Source organism: Mucilaginibacter sp. P5_A4, from assembly GCF_056400605.1.
In genome coordinates this window covers 70389-87596 of sequence record NZ_JBFUKX010000008.1, presented here as the reverse complement: position 1 = coordinate 87596, position 17208 = coordinate 70389, and the positions used below count along the sequence as shown (strand labels likewise).

Here is a 17208-nt window from a genome sequence, read left to right as displayed (position 1 = left end):
ATGGACCCTGCGCATTACGAAATAAGTGCTTTTTATTTAATTGCAACCGCGTTTTTGGTTTTGCTCAATGGTTTTTTTGTAGCCGCTGAGTTTGCCATGGTAAGGGTACGGGGTTCACAAATTGAAATCAAAGCCAAAGCCGGAAGCGGGGTTGCAAAAGTAGCGCGCGGCATATTGCATAACCTTGATGGTTACCTGGCCGCAACACAGTTAGGTATTACCATAGCGTCACTTGCGCTGGGTGTTGTGGGCGAAGAAGTGGCCACCAACGTTGTAGTAAGGGCTTTTATGGCTGTTGGCATTACGCTTTCCAGCGGTTTTATAACTGCCAGTCATATTTTAGCGTTTACTTTTATTACGGTATTGCATATTGTTTTTGGCGAGCTTGCTCCCAAATCAATAGCCATTCAAAAGTCCATACGTACGGTGTTGGCGGTTTCTTTGCCACTTAGGTTTTTCTTTGTGTTTTTTAAGCCGTTAATATGGCTTTTAAACGGCTTTGCTAATTTTATTTTAAGGCTTTTGGGCATCAATACTTTGGAAGGTGGCGAAGCGCATCACAGCTCTGAAGAATTGCAATACCTGCTTGAGCAGGGTAAAGAGACCGGTGCGCTTGACTCAAATGAGCATGAACTGATCCAGAATGTGTTTGATTTTAATGAGCGGGTGGTTAAAAACATCATGGTTCCGCGTACCAAAATATCAGGTATTGATATCAATTCAACCACGGGCGAGCTACTGGATATGATCATAGATGAGGGGTATTCGCGGATGCCTGTTTTTGATGATGTGATAGATAAGATCATCGGTATAGTACATGCCAAAGATATATTACCGCTACTGGCCCGAAACCAGGAGATTGTACTTAAGGATATCATTCGCAAACCTTATTTTATCCCCGAAACCAAAAAGATCAACGATTTGATGGCCGAGTTACAGCAAAAACGAATCCAGATAGCTATTGTGCTTGATGAATTTGGCGGCACAGCGGGTATGGTTACCCTGGAGGATATTGTGGAGGAGCTTGTAGGCGAGATACAGGATGAATACGATGAAGAAAAGCCGATAGTTGAAAAAGTGAACGAACGGGAATTTATCGTAAACGCCCTTGCGCCTATATACGATGTAAATGAGCATTTGCCTCATGACCTGCCCGAAGATGGCGACTTTGATACGGTATCAGGCTGGCTTGGCCATATATTTGGTAAGATCCCCGACGTTGGGGAGCAAAAGGAATCTAACGGCTATAATATTACCGTATTAAGAAAATCAGACCAGAATATCGAATCTGTTAAGCTTGAATTACTGATAAATGAAGAAGATGCAGTAGATTTACATTAATCTGCTTAGCAAAATGCAACTTTTTTATACACCCGATATTGAACCCTCGCACCCGCAGTATTTTCTTAGCGAAGATGAAAGCAAGCATGCCATACGGGTATTGAGGTTGGAGACCGGCGACGAAGTTCAGCTGATTGACGGTCGCGGTGGTTTTTATAATGCTAAAATCCAGGATGCGCATCCTAAGCGTACTATCCTTAATATTACTTCGGTTACCCCAAACTTTAATAAACGGAATCATTACCTGCAGATAGCGGTAGCCCCTACAAAAAATATTGAACGGCTGGAATGGTTTTTAGAAAAAGCCACCGAGATTGGTATTGATGAGGTTACACTCATTGTTACACAACGATCTGAACGGAAAGAAGTAAAGGTTGACAGGCTCAATAAAATCATTACTGCAGCAATTAAACAATCTCTTAAAGCTTACCATCCCGTTTTAAATGATGCTGTTAAACTGAATCACCTGTTAGTTGAGCCATTTGATGGACAAAAATTCATTGCCCACTGTGAGCCGGGCGAAAAGCTTGATTTGCGCAAAGAGATAAATCTCAAAGGACGGTATTTGATATTGATAGGCCCCGAAGGAGATTTTTCACCGGCCGAAATAGCACTTGCTTTGGAAAACGGTTTTAAACCCATAACTTTAGGAGAAGCCAGGCTGCGTACCGAAACCGCTGCATTAGAAGCCTGTTTCGAGGTTAACTTTATAAACCGGGTATGAAAAGGGTAAGATACATAGTAACAGCTTTTGCCGCATTTATAGTAATGAGCAGTTTTAATGCGCCATCATATAAAATAGCCCGGCTTAAATACGCGGGTGGCGGCGACTGGTATGGCGACCGTACGGCTTTAACCAACCTTATAAAGTTTTGTAACGAAAACCTTAAAACTAACTTTGACGCGGATGACGAGGTGGTAGAAGTTGGCAGTGCATCTATATTTAATTACCCGTTTGTTTTTATGACTGGACACGGTAATGTGATTTTTAGCGAACAGGAAGCACGTAACCTGCGTAAGTATCTTACCGGTGGTGGCTTTCTGCATATCGACGATAATTACGGGCTGGATAAATTTATTCGCCCCCAGATGAAAAAGGTTTTCCCCGAGCTTGAGTTTGTAGAGCTTCCGCTTGATCATCCCATTTATCACCAGAAATATAGCTTTCCTAATGGTTTGCCTAAAATACACGAGCATGATGGCACGCGCGCGCAAGGTTTCGGCCTGATATACAAAGGCAGATTAGTATGTTTTTATGACTACGAATGCGACCTTGGCAACGGGTGGGAAGATTATGGCACTTATGCCGGTGATAGCCAGGATAGTCGGTTAAAAGCGCTTAAAATGGGCGCCAATATGATACAGTACGTATTTACGCAGTAGTTTTAAGTTGGCAAGTTTTAAGTTAAACGGTTCTCAATTTCCAGAAATATTTGCTAACTTTAGTATACACAAAGCCTTATAACAAAAAAGAAGCGCTGACCTCGCAACATAAACCTATCCGCAGAAAAAACACCACAGATGTATCAGCTAAAAGTAAACGACCAGTATATTTTTGAAACCGAAAGAAATAGTGACGAGCTGCTTTTAAATAAAACCAAAACCCAGGCTGATATAAAACATATTGGCGGGAATATTTATCACATTATAGAAGGCAACCAATCCTATAATATAGATGTGGTATATTTTAACAGCGCCGAAAAAACTGCCGAAATTAAGGTCAACAATAACTGCTATATCATTAGCGCTAAAGATCAGTTTGATATTTTGCTCGATAAATTAGGCCTCAGTAGTTTAAACAGTGCAAGGTTGAGCGAAATAAAAGCGCCGATGCCGGGGATGGTACTTAAGGTTTATGTAACCGATGGCGAAGAAATAAAAAAAGGGGATAACCTTTTTGTACTTGAAGCGATGAAAATGGAAAATATCATCAAATCTCCGGCTGATGCGATCATCAAAAAAATAAAAATAAAAGCGGGGGATAAAGTTGAAAAAGGTCAGATTCTGATTGAGTTTTAAAAAAGCTGTTTTTTTGAGGCTTGTTTTTTATAGTAACTATTTAATAAATAAAAACATATATTACTTTCCCTATTGTTTTAGTGCCTTTTTGTTAATAACTTACTTTTTTAATTAATATTTTAACTTTATGAAGAAAAATCTACTAACAATTTTGTTGTTATTTTCCTGCATGTCATTCGTTTTCGGGCAAAACCGTTTGATAACAGGTAAGGTAACAGATCAAAAAGATGGGTCACCCTTACCTGGGGTAAGTGTAACCGTGAAAGAAGTTGCCGGTATAGGTACTCAAACTGATATCAACGGATCATACAGCCTGTCTGTTCCGGCGGCTGCAAAAATTTTGGTTTTTAAATTTATAGGGTACACACCAGCCGAAGTTGCTATTACTAAATTGGTTGTTAATGCAGGTTTGGCAGTTGATGCCAGGCAGCTTACAGAAGTTGTGGTAGTTGGTTATGGTACCCAAAGCAGGCGTTCATTAACCGGTTCGATATCAAAAATTAAAGGTGCGGATATTGAAAATATCCCGGTACCAAGTTTAGAATCTGCCATACAGGGCCGTACTCCCGGTGTTTACATACAAGCGCAAAATGGAAAGTTAGGCCAGGGTATCCAGGTACGTATCCGTGGTGCATCATCAGTATCGGCAGGTAATCAGCCATTATATGTTGTTGATGGCTTGCCTATTACCGTTGATAACTTTTCGAGTAATGGCGCATCAACCAACCCATTGGTGGACCTGAATCAAAACGATATCGAATCTATCGATATATTGAAGGATGCTTCTGCGGCTGCAATTTATGGTTCAAGAGCCTCAAATGGCGTGGTTTTGGTAACCACCAAAAAAGGTAAAGCTGGCGACACCAAGGTAACTTACAATCAATACTATGGTTTTAGTAAACCAACAAATGATCGTGAATTTTTAAATTCACAACAATACGTTACCCTACTAAGAGCCGCAGGAGCTGCGGGTGGATATTCAACTACCTCGGTTGAAGCAAGGTTAAAAAGATATGCTGCTGGTAGCGATGATTATAAAACCTATAAAGTAAATACTGATTGGCAAAAACAAGTTACACAGCATGCGCCGGTACAAAATTATAATCTTGTACTATCCGGAGGTACCGAGAAAACTAAATTCTATATATCGGGCACTTATAATAATCAAAAGGGCTTCCTGATAGGTAATGCAATTAATCAATACAGTTTGCGTACAAACATTAGCAACCAGGCCACAAAATGGTTGGAAGTTGGGGCTAATTTAAGTGTATCACGGACAAAAAATTATCGCCTGGATAACGACAATGCTTTTTCAACGCCCGAGCAAGTTGTAGCCTTATCGCCAATTACCCCAATCATCGACCCTCGTACAGGATTAACCAGTGGTGCACTTGACCCCGCTACCGGGCTTCCAAATGCCAGTTTCCCTATCTACTATAACCCTTTGTTAAATGCACAAAACAGCTATTTTAACACAGTAGATTACCGGAACTTAGGTAATGTGTACGCCCAGATAAAACTGCTCCCGTCGTTGAGCTTTAGGTCGGAAGTTGGCGTGGATATATTAAATTCAAATGAGGATAGTTATTCGGGGAGCTTAACAGCCCGTAACTCCGGCACACCAAACGGAACTGGCCTTAGCTCATATGTTACAGCCACAAACTTTAACACAAATAATTTTTTACAATTTATAAAAGACATAGGTAAGAGTAATATTAATGCTGTGGGCGGTATGACTTTTCAGCGTCAGCAAAATGATCTTAACTCCCTTAGCGGTAATCAGTTTCCCAGTGATGCATATAAAAAGCTTACCAGTTCGGCAGATATTACAAACGGTATATCCACATTATCAGCCTATTCATTGCTGTCTTATTTTGCAAGGGCAAATTATAAATATGATGATAAATACCTTTTATCATTGAGCGGCCGTGTTGATGGTTCTTCAAGGTTTGGCGCCAATCATCGCTACGGATTCTTCCCTGCAGGTTCGGTAGGCTGGATTGTATCAGAAGAAGGTTTCATGAAAAAACAACAGCTGGTTTCTGAATTAAAATTAAGGGCCAGCTATGGTATAACCGGTAACTCCGAGATCGGCAACTTTCCGTCTCGCGGGCTATTTACAGAGTTTGGTTATGCCGGTGTTGCCGGTGCAAGGCCAACCCAGTTACCTAATCCTGATTTGAAGTGGGAAACAACTGCGCAATCAGATATTGGATTGGATATTGGGTTTTTCAATGGACGCCTGAGTGGTCAGTTTGATGTTTACTTAAAGAAAACAAAAGACCTGTTATTAAACGTACAGGTTCCGGCTACATCCGGTTTTACAACTATTACCCAAAACCTTGGTAAACTGCAAAACAAAGGTTTTGAAATGCAGATTGATTCAAAGAATATTGTTGGTAAGGAACTTACCTGGTCAACAAGTTTTAACTTCTCTGTTAACCGCAATAAAATTACCGACCTGAAAGGCCAGGTTATTACCGGTAGCGGCGACGCAGTGAACCGTGCTGTAGAGGGCCAGCCATTAGGCATATTTTACACGGTAGAATTTGCCGGTGCCGATCCGGCTAACGGCGATGCGCTTTACTACAAAAACACCGACCTTGGTGGTGGCAAACGTGACAGAGCAACTACCAGTGATTATAATGAAGCAACACCTGTAGTTGTTGGTGACCCTAACCCTAAATTTATTGCCGGTTTAAATAATACGGTAGGCTATAAGGGGTTTGATTTTAGCTTTTTATTACAGGAAGTAAACGGCGATAAGATCTATAACGGTGGCGGCCAGTACATGTCTGTAGGTTTTAATAATGGAGCAGACAACCAAACGCTCGACCAGCTTCAGTCATGGAAAAAACCGGGTGATATAACCATGGTGCCAGAGGCCCGTTTGTTTGGTGGCAATGGTGTATCGCCAAGTTCAAGGTATTTGAGTGATGGATCTTACCTGCGTTTAAAGAATATAGTTTTAGGTTATAATTTCCCAAAAGGCGTGTTGGAGAAAATAAAGCTGCGTAGCTTAAGGATTTATGCCCAGGCTACAAACTTAGCCACCTGGACCAAATATAAAGGCTGGGACCCTGAGCTAAATTCGGATGCATTCTCTGGTAATATTACCCAGAACTATGATTTTTATGCAGCTCCGCAAGCTAAAACAATAACTTTTGGTATTAACGTGGGATTTTAATTTAAGCTGAAGAAGATGAAAAAAATAAAATATTCAATTATAGCATTAAGTACATTAGCAATGCTATATAACTCCGGCTGTCAAAAACAGTTAGATATTAAGCCTCACGATTCCGTAGAGTCAAGCCAGGCTTTAAAGACGTCAAAAGATGTAGAAGGCGTGCTTATTGGCGCGTATACAGCAGCGGGCTTAAGTGGCCTTTATGGTGGCAGATTACAGTCAAGTACAGATTTTTTAGCCGATGATGGAGATTTTCAATACCAGGGTACTTTCTCTGATTATACTGAACTTGATAATAAAAAAATAACCATTAATAATTTTTTTGTTGAAGGAGTATGGGATGCCGGCTATAATACCATTGGTGTTTGTAATACGGTTTTGGCTAATTTGAACCTGGTTGTTGCAGCCAAAAAGGCAACAGTTGAGGGCGAGGCCAAGTTTTTACGTGGAATGACTTATTTTGATCTTGCCAGGGCTTTTGGCAAGGCCTGGAATGATGGTTCGCCAACAACAAACTTAGCTGTCCCGTTGATTTTAGCGCCAACCACAACAATATCGGGAATACAAAATGTTAAACGGAATACCGTTGCCGAAATTTATGCACAGGCGATAGCTGATTTAACCACGGCCGAAGCTAATCTTGAAGAGAGTAATCCTCCGTATGCCAGCTCTTCATCTGCAGCGGCTGTATTGGCGAGAATTTACTTAACCCAGGGAAAATATGACCTGGCCGAAACCGAAGCTACAAAAATAATTAACAGCGGACTATTTGAGTTGGTTAAGAATTTTGCCGACGAATTTCAACATCCGCCTCAAGCTACACGCGTATTTAACTCTTCCGAGGATGTATTCGCAATCCAAATTTCAAGTCAATCGGGCTTTAATGCATTAAATGAGGCTTATGCAAGTTCTGATTTTGCGGGTCGTGGGGAGACAATTATTTTTGATCAGCATTATGCCCGTTACGAAGCCGGAGATGACCGTGCTAATGAATTCTATGATGTTTATACATCTAAGTTTAACAATGCATTTGGTAACGTAATTACTATTCGCTTAGCAGAGATTTATCTGATCAGGGCCGAAGCAAGAATATTAAAAGCTACTCCAGACCTGGCTGGAGCAGCGGCAGATATTAATGTTATACGAAACAGAGCTAAATTGGCTAATACGACAGCCGCAACAGCTACAGCCCTGCTTGCAGCAGTTAAGCAGGAGCGCAGGGTTGAACTACCTTTTGAAGGCCAGCGTTTGGGCGATTTAAAACGTTATAAGGAAACCACTCATTCAATTGATGGGGACGGTAATGCCGTTGATTCCTTTGATTGGAACTCCCCAAAACTTATATTTCCGATACCAAAACGTGAACGTGATGCAAATCCTAATTTGACACAAAACGAAGGTTATCAATAATATAATCATTATTCTATGGACCCCGGTTGCTTAATGCTCCCGGGGTTTTTTGTTGCTTTTGAGTATAATGGGATGTAAGAGAATTGCCGAAGATCTTAGCCATTATCCATGTATACGCGATTTCATGAGTATAAAATCAACCTTATGCAAGGAGTAGTTTTTAATAAAACTCGTGCCTTTATACAACAAATAATATACCATTTACTATTAGAGGAGGGGAGTTTAAGGTTGAACATGCCGGAGGTACCAGTACCCATAACAGTTAAATAATCAATATGAATCCGGCATTCCTAAATGCAGATTATTATAGCAATTTAATTGCACCACAAAATGCTTGCAAATAAAGGTTATTTGAACCAGGTCAGTTGTATTCAACTCCGACTCTTCCCTAAACAAACAAAGCCATTCATCACTGAACGGCCTTGTATTTTAAGTTTAAAATTGGATATTATTTAGCTTTAAAAGGCTTTGCTTTTTTAACACCATAATGTGGTTTACCATTTGGATAAATTTCTGGTGCGCCTACCAATGTCATTGCACAACGGAAACCAATTTCGGCAGTTGCTTCATCCTCGTCTAAAAAGCGGCGGGTGGATGGGTTTAGCCAGAATGCCATGTCATTCCATGAACCACCTTTGTACACTTTTGAATGGTTGTTAACCAATGTTGTAGTACCATAAAGCGCGGTATTCACCGTATCTTTTTCGCCCCTGAAATCAGGATCGTATTTCTTGCCAGAATTTTTTGGTGATAAAGGATCTAATGAATTTGGTATTGCCGGTACAGCGTTAACAGGTGCAGTTGGCACTGCATTTGGGTTAGCAGCATTATTAACCGTATTAGGGTTTTGTTGTGCCTGCTGCAATGCTATAAGATCGGCATATTTTAGCTTTTTGTTTGATACAGCTGGGTCTTTAATGGGTTTGCCATATTTATCCTTTGCATATAATCCTTTTGTTGGATCGGCCAAACGTTTATTAGCATATTGGTTACCACGGAAAGGGTTAAAATCCTCAAATTCTTCAAATGAAGTTTGGCGGTAGGTATCCTGTACCCACTCATTAACATTACCGGCCATATTATACAAACCAAAATCATTTGGAGCGTATGAGCGTACCGGTGCAGTAATGTCGGCCTTGTCATTCAGGTAACCGCCAACACCCGCGTTATCGCCATTGCCACGTTTAAAGTTGGCTAAAATTAAACCTCGTGTTTTGCTTTTAGCAGAACGTACACCCATTCCGTTCCACGGGTACATTTTGCCATCGTCGATGTTTTCAAATTGGGTATTACCGGCCAGGGCCAATGCAGCATATTCCCACTCGGCCTCTGATGGCAGGCGGTATCCCTGTTTCAAAATACCATCCTCCATACGCACAGGTCGTACTGGTTTGTTATTTTTGCCGGTACCTGCGGCCGCATTAGGGCTTAGGTTGGGCAACATTTTTTTACCATTAATACCCGGTCCCTGTATTTGTCCGTTCAAATAAATATCAGTATTAAAGGGTTGCGCAGATGCGGTTGTAGCAGCAGGCGCAGCATTTTTACCTTTGCCGTTCTGATCTTTCCAGGCAACTAATCTTCCTGATTCGCGTAAAATATTTTCGTTGGTACGATCGGTACGCCAGGAGCAATATTCCTGTGCCTGATCCCACGTAACACCTACAACCGGATAATCCTGGAAGGCAGGGTGGCGCAGGTAGTTATCTACATATGGGTCGTTATATGATAGTGGTTTACGCCAAACCAAAGTATCAGGTACGGCATTGTAGTACAATTCATGATCCTGGGGGAAGGTTATGTTGATCCAGTGCAGGTAATCCAGCCAATCCTGGTTAGATACTTCAGTCTCGTCCATATAAAACGATGGAACTGTTACCCGGCGCCGAACGTTGTTGTAATCATAAGTAACATCCTGGTCTGCACTGCCGCCCATTACAAAAGTACCGCCCTCAATAGGCACCAGACCGGGGCCCGGTGATGGGTGAACTTTCCTGTAACGCTCATAACCGCCATTGTTTTTGTCATTATAAGTTAAACCCGTTTTTGACGATTGCGGGCGTTTACTGCAGCTGCTCACCAATGCACCTGCAGCCACCAGCACTAAAGCAGTTTTAGTAAAAAGTATTTTCATAATTTTACAAATATATTAATGACGTAAATTTAGAAAAAAATGGGTACAAAGCTAATGCAGACAGCCCATTATTCTAAATAAATCAAACAATTATCGGTTGTTTTAACGGAATATTGGTAATATTAGTTACAGTATTCTGTTTTTTTTGCCAATTGTAATTTAAAACATCCCTTTAAAAATCCAAAGTAAATTAAGAACGTATATTTATCAATTAAAATATTAAAGCTAAATTGCACCCAATGAAGTTTTTTACCTTTCACAATATTCTGTTCGTAATTGTTTATTTATTGCCTGTTGCAGTTATTGGGCAAACAAGCACCGATGGAAGTACATTTAGGGGGTCACGGGTGGAGGTGCCTTTCTTAAACATCACGCCCGATTCACGTTCGGGTGCTATGGGGGAGGCGGGTGTAGCTTTGTCGCCAGATGTTAATGCCAGTTTCTGGAACCCCTCAAAACTTGCGTTTATAGAAAGTAATGATGCGTTATCGCTTTCGTATAGCCCATGGTTAAGGCGTTTGGTTCCGGATATAAGCCTATCGTACCTTAGTTATGCGCACAAAATAGATGATCGTAATACACTTGGGGCATCGCTGCGGTATTTTAATTATGGATCGTTACAACTAACAGATGATAATACTAACGATCAGGGCACTTATACCCCGAACGAATTTTCGCTGGATGTTTCCTATGCCCGTAAGTTTGGCGAGAATTTTTCATTGGGTTTAACCGCCCGTTATATTCATTCCAGTATATCCAGCGTGTCATTTGCTACTTCCGGGTCAAATCAAACCGGGAGGGCAGGGAATGCTTTTGCTGCCGATGTATCTATGTTTTATAAAGCTCCATACGGCGATAACAACCTGTTTGCCTTTGGCGCCAATATATCAAACATTGGGTCAAAAATAAGTTACAGCGATAACGGCCCTAAATATTTTTTACCGGCTAACTTAAAATTCGGCGTTGCCAATACCTGGAACCTTGATGAAAGTAACCAGATAACCCTTGCCTTTGATATAAACAAGCAGCTAACCCCTTCCCCGCCTATAAGGGATGCAGATGGTGTTATAATAAGTGGTAAAAATGATGATGTATCGGTGCCTTCGGGTATTTTCCAGTCGTTTGGTGATGCGCCGGGAGGTTTTAAAGAGGAATTGAAAGAATACAGCCTTTCTCCGGGTGCCGAATATTGGTATAATAATCAATTTGCTATAAGGGCCGGTTATTTGTATGAAAACCCAAATAAAAGCGACAGGCGTTATGTAACCCTTGGCTTTGGTGTTAAATACGATGTTTTTCAGTTCGATTTTTCGTACCTGGCAGCCAGCCAGCAAAACAGCCCCCTGGCTAATACGCTGCGTTTTTCATTATCGGCAAATTTTGGCGGTACCTCAAATGTATCTAAACGGTAATGGGTAAAATAAAAGTAGGTTTTGGTTTTGATGTTCACCAGTTAAAAGAGCAGCATCCATTTGTTTTGGGAGGAGTTAACCTGGAGCATCATGCAGGGGCCTATGGTCACTCGGATGCTGATGTATTGCTGCATGCTATTTGCGATGCACTGCTTGGCGCCGCCAACCTGCGCGATATAGGTTTTCATTTTTCTAATACAGATAACCGGTGGAAAGGCATCAGCAGCCTTATCCTGCTGCAGCAGGTTGTTGTGTTAATAAAAGAAAAAGGGTTCAGCATTGGCAACATAGATGCTATGGTATGCCTGGAGGCCCCCAAGATAAATCCGCACATCCCGGCTATGAAAACGCATATTGCCAAAGCCGCCTCTATCAGTGAGGATGATATATCCATTAAGGCTACCACCAACGAGCAATTAGGCTTTATAGGCCGCGAGGAAGGCGTTGTAGCTTACGCGGTTTGTTTAATTGAGCGGGATTAGTAAGATTACCCCATTTTATGCTTCGTCATGAATCTTCAGGGAGATTGCCTTGTCAAAGTAAAAATGGTGCTGTCGAACATCGCCAACAACACCATTTTTTAGAGTTTTAAAATCGGGTTTGGAGTTTCCCTTTTTACTTTTGAATTTTTTCTGCTTCCACCTTCACGTTACCTGTGCGCTTCAATACTCCCCATCCGCTCAGCTCGCCTTTTAATGCCCGCCTGATAGATTTGAACAGTACGTAATACATGAGTTGCCTCCACAGGAATCGCTGCGGTATAATGTAGATGAGTTTCCTGTAATCCTCTTTTTCCATGCGGAAGGCGATGATGCCCACAATAAAATCGATAACCACAAAGGCTACATAATAAATAAGCATCTTCTCTGGCTTTTCGCCAAACAGCGCAAAAATCATCATCAAATCGGCTAATGGGGAGAATAGCGGCAATATGATCTGGAAAATGAGGATGTTGGGCATACCCACCATCCCAAAAAATTTATATTTTTTATTGAACAGCGCGTCCCGGTTTTTCCAGAAGCTTTGGATTACCCCAAAGCTCCAGCGGAAACGTTGTTTCAACAGCATGCTGATAGTTTCGGGCGCTTCGGTATAAGCAATAGCTTCGGCACAATTTTTTATGATATAGCCCTGTTTCAGGATACGCATAGTGAGGTCGCAATCTTCGGCAAGGGTATCATAAGTAAAGCCCCCGGCACGGAAAATGGCCGATTTACGGAACGCGCCAATAGCCCCCGGTACCACGGTTATGCTGTTGATGAGATCAAAAGCGCGGCGGTCCATGTTTTGGGCGGTAATGTATTCTATAGATTGCCAGCGGGTAATGATATTGGTTTCGTTACCAACTTTTACCGTGCCTGCAACCGCGCCGATTTCCTCATCCGTAAAGTAGCTCATGAGGTGATAAACAGCATCGGTTTTAAGCTGGGTATCGGCATCAATACAAACCACGAAATCGCTATTGGCATGGGTAATACCAAAATTTAAGGCCGATGCTTTACCGCCGTTTGGTTTGGTTAATATTTTAACCAGCGGATTGTTTTCATAAGCCGCAGTTACTACCGCATATGTTTTATCCTGCGATCCGTCATCTACAAAAATAATCTCGAACGCCGGATACTCGGTTTTTAACAGGCTTTGTATGGTAGCAACGGCATTAACCTCTTCATTATAGGCCGGTACAATGATACTTACCGAAGGCAGAGGAATATTGTCGCCCCGTAACTTTGTTGTTTTTTTATTTTCGATATTTTGTCTTACCGCCAGTATGCCAATTAATACAATACGCCCGATTGCCAGGAATATGGCCGATAGAAACACATAGATCAATACCCAGTTGATATAGTAATAGCTATGTATAGTAAAATCATACATCGGGCCAAAAATTCCTGTGTGGTCATCCTTTATGGGTGGCATCAGGTCATCTTTGGTTTTATCAAGCACATCGGCAATGGTAGTAAACTGGTAGCCGTGCGTTTTAAAGTAATGAATTATAGCAGGCAATGCCTTTACGGTTTCTTCACGGGTATCGCCACCGGCATCATGCAGCAATATCATTGAGCCATTATTGGCCTGTCTTATGGTGCGTGCAACAATACTATCGGCTGTTACACCGGGCTGCCAATCCCAGGGGTCGATAGATTCGCCTATGGTGATATAACTTTGCCTGCGGCTTTCGGCAACCGGTATAACCTCGGCAAGCGTTTCCGGCTCGGCATCAGCATTAAACGGCGGACGGAAAAGTATGGTGCTGCGGCCCGTAACCGATTCGATGATTTTACGGGTAGCATTAAGTTCCAATACAACACGATCAAGGCTGACAGTTGAAATATCGGGGTGGAAAAAGGTGTGGTTACCAATTTCATAACCCTCTTCATAAATGCGCCGAAGGATGGCTATGTTTTTTTCGGCCATGGAGCCTACCACGAAGAAGGAGGCCGGAACTTTTTCTTCCTTAAGGATATCTAAAATACGTGGAGTATAGTCGGGATCAGGCCCGTCGTCAAAGGTTAAAACCACCTTTTTGGGCTTATAACCATACTTACGGATCATGTATTTGGTAGGCAGCTTTTTATATTGCTGATAGGTTATATTAAAATTGGTGGTATCCAGCTTTACGGCAATTTCTCCAGTTTGGGGTGTTGTAATCAGGTCGAGCACCTCTCCGTCGCCATCATACTCTACGTTTTTACGGTTATTTAAACCTACAGAGGTTAACTTTTTTAAGTCGACGCCGGTTTTACGCAGCGAATCAATAGACAGGTTTTTCTGGAAGAACGACCATAGCCTCGGGTCCTCGGTGCCCATCCGCCATAATGCCACACCACCGGTTGCCCAGTCATCGGCCATGCGGATAACGTTAAAGTTGGTAGCGGCGTCAGCAAAGTAAATGGTATGGTCAAGGCTGTCCTTATCCATATAGGTAAAATGCGAGTTGGCCGAAGTTGAATCAAAGGTGATCTTGCTTTGGTTCTCTTCGGCCGTACTGATAGCCTGTTGATAGCCTATGGATTTACCTACGCTGCTTTCCCGCCAGTCATACGCGCCGGCGGCAAAAGTTAAAATAATTTTTTCGCTTGGCACTTTGCTACACACGTCATCCAGGATCTGTTCAACCCAGTGCTGGTTTGATAAGTCGCCGGCATTGCTTACTTCATTATGCTCATCAATCGCCATAATGAAAAGGAAATCGTTAACATGCTGCAGCCTTGAAATATCATAAGATTCATCTTCGGGCACCACATTTTGTGTAACCAGGAAGTTTTTTGCCTTTAATGTTTTATAAAGCTGGTTTTGAAAGGCAATATAATTTTTGCTGTTGCGATCCTTAATTTCATCAAGATCAACATTTATACCCTTGAATTTATATTTCGTAAGGGCATTTGTTATACTGTTGATAAAGCCCGTACGCAAAACGGGGCTTTTAAAAATGCGCTCAACATCCTTACTGTCATATCCGCCTGTTTGGTTATTTACGTTAACGTAATTTGATAAGGTGAGTATAATTGGCCTGTTGTACTTTTTATTTACGTTTATAAGGCCGGTATCAACTTTGGTTACAACGGTATCTACGCCGGGCAATATAGAAAAACCCTCACTTACCACCATATCCAGCCGGGCCATATTGTCCAAAAGCGAATAATACGCCTGTGGCTCCCATGGGCGGTAAAAGGCAACATTTAACCTGTCTTTATTGTTGGGGTGCTTGTGCTGGTGTATCCGTTTTGCACGTTCAAGGGCTTCAATTTCGCCTTTTTGTATTTTGAACGACCTGTATTTGGTTGATTTTTTTATCTGTTCAAGCTCCTCCTTCGACATTTTTTTAGGTGCCGGGTCGAGGTTTGGCAGATTGGGGTAATACGTTGATTTAATAGTGACTATTACGGCTATTATCCCAACTATAAGTACGGCAAGCAGCACACGGCTGAGCCACTTAAAGCGGTTCCATCTGCCGGGTGATTCTGCCTGAAAAACTTGCTTATTTGAAGACATTAAGTGAAATTACTTTTTGGTTAAAAGTATGGGTAACAAATGAAGATATCATGAATGGCTATTGCCGGTTATTTATTTGATTTACCGGCATCTATATCCGAAAAATCAACACCGCACTTGCAATTACCACCACAGCTTTTTTTTGCTGTAATGCTTTTATACATCATTTTACCGATGTAAAACACTGCGGCGGTAAAAAGAATTATAACTAAAATCACCTGGACATTCATGATGCAAAAATACTTAATTTTTAATATATATGCTTAGACGCAATTAATAGTATATAGTTTAACGCGGCATAAAGGCAATTGTTCCGCCTACCCAATCAAAATCTTTATTATAACGTACGCCAATCATTTTTCCGCGGCTTAAACGGGCCAGGTTTATGGCTAATGTGGGCCTTGCATCGCCGTTGGGCCATAGGTATAACAGCCTTATCTCGGCCTTTACACCGCCGTCTGGAGCCTGCACTACGGGTTCGTAATTTACTTTTTGCTGCAAAATCCAGTTCTCAGGGTCGGTAATTTTGCTGATGTCGGTAGCGGTAACATCAATAATAACACCCTGCCCGGCAAATGAGAATAAAGGCTTCAGGACATAGTTTTCCAGGTCGGCAGGTATTTGATCTACCTTGTGCAAAAACCGTGTTTCGGGAATATAATTGCCGCTTAAAAAGGGCATAGTGAATTTACTGATGCGGTAAAACCAGTTAGGATGGGTTATCCATTCCACATCAAGCGGCTGCCTTATATCAGCTACTTTGTCAAATAAAATGTCGTCGCCATCTATCTCATCAAATATCAGGCGATTGTATATGCGCTTAACCTGTTTCTTTTGGCCATTAAGGTTGTAAAAAAGCTGCTTACCCTCCTGTACCAGGTCGCTTAATGATATTACGGCTATGCCCAGGTATTTTTGGGTAAGATAAAAATCCACAGCCGTTTTTTGTTCGGGCGCGTTCACATCCATTAGTACCACTTCTTCGGGCAGATGGGGGCCTACAATGGTTTTTCTTAACAGATCAAGGTAACTAACTTTATCAAGTCCGTTAAAATAGGTGGTTTGGTCATAGGCTATATCAAAAACTTCTTTATAAGTATCGCCCAGCAAAACCTGGAAGCCATACAGCGAGGGAAAGCCCTGCATCTCTATCAGTTTGGGTACGATGTTGCCTGCCTCGTCTTTACAGATCCCAAAATCAAGGGCAATAAAATGCGGATGATCATTCTCATTGGCTACCTGCCATTTATCGGGAATGGCACGCTGGGTAAGCTGTTTAAAACCGGGCTGTAAAATTGTGGCGATAATATCATCGCCCGCAGTCATGAGCTTATCCCTGAAACCGGCAGTAAGTAAAACGGGTGTTTCGGCCACGCGGAAAGCAACCGGCGAGTGCAGGCCGCTGTTAAGTTTATCTAAAAACTGCTGATATTTTTCGTTGGTAAAACCTGCGTTAAATGTTTTCCTGGCTGATGGGTTCATAGGTTCCGTTTTTCTGAACCCGTTATTGCGGGGCACGAAGCAATCCCCGACCTACAGAGCCGCTCTGTAAAGTTAGGGATTGCTTCGTGCCTCGAAATGACGGTATTAAATGTAATACGTGTATAAACAAACTTAACTAATTTAATTTAACCTTCGTCCCCTGATCTTTTGTCCTTCGTCCCAAAGTCCTTCGTCCAAAAATCCTTTGTCTAAAAATCGTTCGTCTAAAA

Annotated in this window: 12 protein-coding genes; 8 read left to right on the top strand and 4 right to left on the bottom strand. The window is 41.8% G+C overall.

Annotation, left to right across the window (positions count from 1 at the left end):
* From AC1DQW_RS07505 to AC1DQW_RS07480, 6 genes are all read left to right on the top strand, one after another.
* A complete protein-coding gene (locus AC1DQW_RS07505; RefSeq protein WP_477453522.1) occupies positions 1-1341 on the top strand; it encodes a hemolysin family protein in 1341 nt (446 codons plus the stop codon).
* A 13-nt stretch (positions 1342-1354) separates the two neighbouring features.
* Positions 1355-2065 (top strand): 16S rRNA (uracil(1498)-N(3))-methyltransferase, encoded by a 711-nt coding sequence (locus AC1DQW_RS07500; RefSeq protein WP_477453521.1) that lies wholly within the window; start codon positions 1355-1357, stop codon positions 2063-2065.
* Positions 2062-2724: a DUF4159 domain-containing protein gene (locus AC1DQW_RS07495; protein WP_477453520.1), complete on the top strand. Its 663-nt coding sequence runs from the start codon at positions 2062-2064 to the stop codon at positions 2722-2724. Before AC1DQW_RS07500 ends, AC1DQW_RS07495 begins: the two co-directional genes overlap by 4 nt.
* 138 nt (positions 2725-2862) lie before the next feature.
* The gene (locus tag AC1DQW_RS07490) at positions 2863-3360 is read left to right on the top strand and encodes an acyl-CoA carboxylase biotin carboxyl carrier protein subunit (RefSeq protein ID WP_477453519.1); all 498 of its coding nucleotides are present in this window, start codon (positions 2863-2865) and stop codon (positions 3358-3360) included.
* A gap of 127 nt (positions 3361-3487) precedes the next feature.
* Positions 3488-6547, top strand: coding sequence for a SusC/RagA family TonB-linked outer membrane protein (locus tag AC1DQW_RS07485; RefSeq protein ID WP_477453518.1), 3060 nt, complete (start codon positions 3488-3490; stop codon positions 6545-6547).
* Between the two features lie 15 nt (positions 6548-6562).
* Entirely contained in the window at positions 6563-7957 is a 1395-nt protein-coding gene (locus AC1DQW_RS07480; RefSeq protein ID WP_477453517.1) for a RagB/SusD family nutrient uptake outer membrane protein, read from the top strand.
* Between the two features lie 448 nt (positions 7958-8405).
* On the opposite strand, the gene AC1DQW_RS07475 is transcribed toward AC1DQW_RS07480, so the two are convergent.
* Entirely contained in the window at positions 8406-10091 is a 1686-nt protein-coding gene (locus AC1DQW_RS07475; protein ID WP_477453516.1) for an SUMF1/EgtB/PvdO family nonheme iron enzyme, read from the bottom strand.
* A gap of 239 nt (positions 10092-10330) precedes the next feature.
* Here AC1DQW_RS07475 and porV point away from each other — a divergent pair, with 239 nt between their 5' ends.
* The gene (gene porV, locus AC1DQW_RS07470) at positions 10331-11503 is read left to right on the top strand and encodes a type IX secretion system outer membrane channel protein PorV (RefSeq protein ID WP_477453515.1); all 1173 of its coding nucleotides are present in this window, start codon (positions 10331-10333) and stop codon (positions 11501-11503) included.
* Complete coding sequence (gene ispF, locus AC1DQW_RS07465) at positions 11503-11985, top strand: 2-C-methyl-D-erythritol 2,4-cyclodiphosphate synthase (protein ID WP_477404884.1); 483 nt, start codon at positions 11503-11505, stop codon at positions 11983-11985. Before porV ends, ispF begins: the two co-directional genes overlap by 1 nt.
* Positions 11986-12118: 133 nt before the next feature.
* On the opposite strand, the gene AC1DQW_RS07460 is transcribed toward ispF, so the two are convergent.
* The 3 genes from AC1DQW_RS07460 to AC1DQW_RS07450 form a co-directional block, all read right to left on the bottom strand.
* Positions 12119-15496 (bottom strand): trifunctional glycoside hydrolase family 18/polysaccharide deacetylase/glycosyltransferase family 2 protein, encoded by a 3378-nt coding sequence (locus AC1DQW_RS07460; protein WP_477453514.1) that lies wholly within the window; start codon positions 15494-15496, stop codon positions 12119-12121.
* Between the two features lie 68 nt (positions 15497-15564).
* Complete coding sequence (locus tag AC1DQW_RS07455; RefSeq protein WP_477404880.1) at positions 15565-15726, bottom strand: FeoB-associated Cys-rich membrane protein; 162 nt, start codon at positions 15724-15726, stop codon at positions 15565-15567.
* 58 nt (positions 15727-15784) lie between these two features.
* A complete protein-coding gene (locus AC1DQW_RS07450; protein ID WP_477453513.1) occupies positions 15785-16978 on the bottom strand; it encodes a hypothetical protein in 1194 nt (397 codons plus the stop codon).
* Positions 16979-17208: the final 230 nt, after the last annotated feature.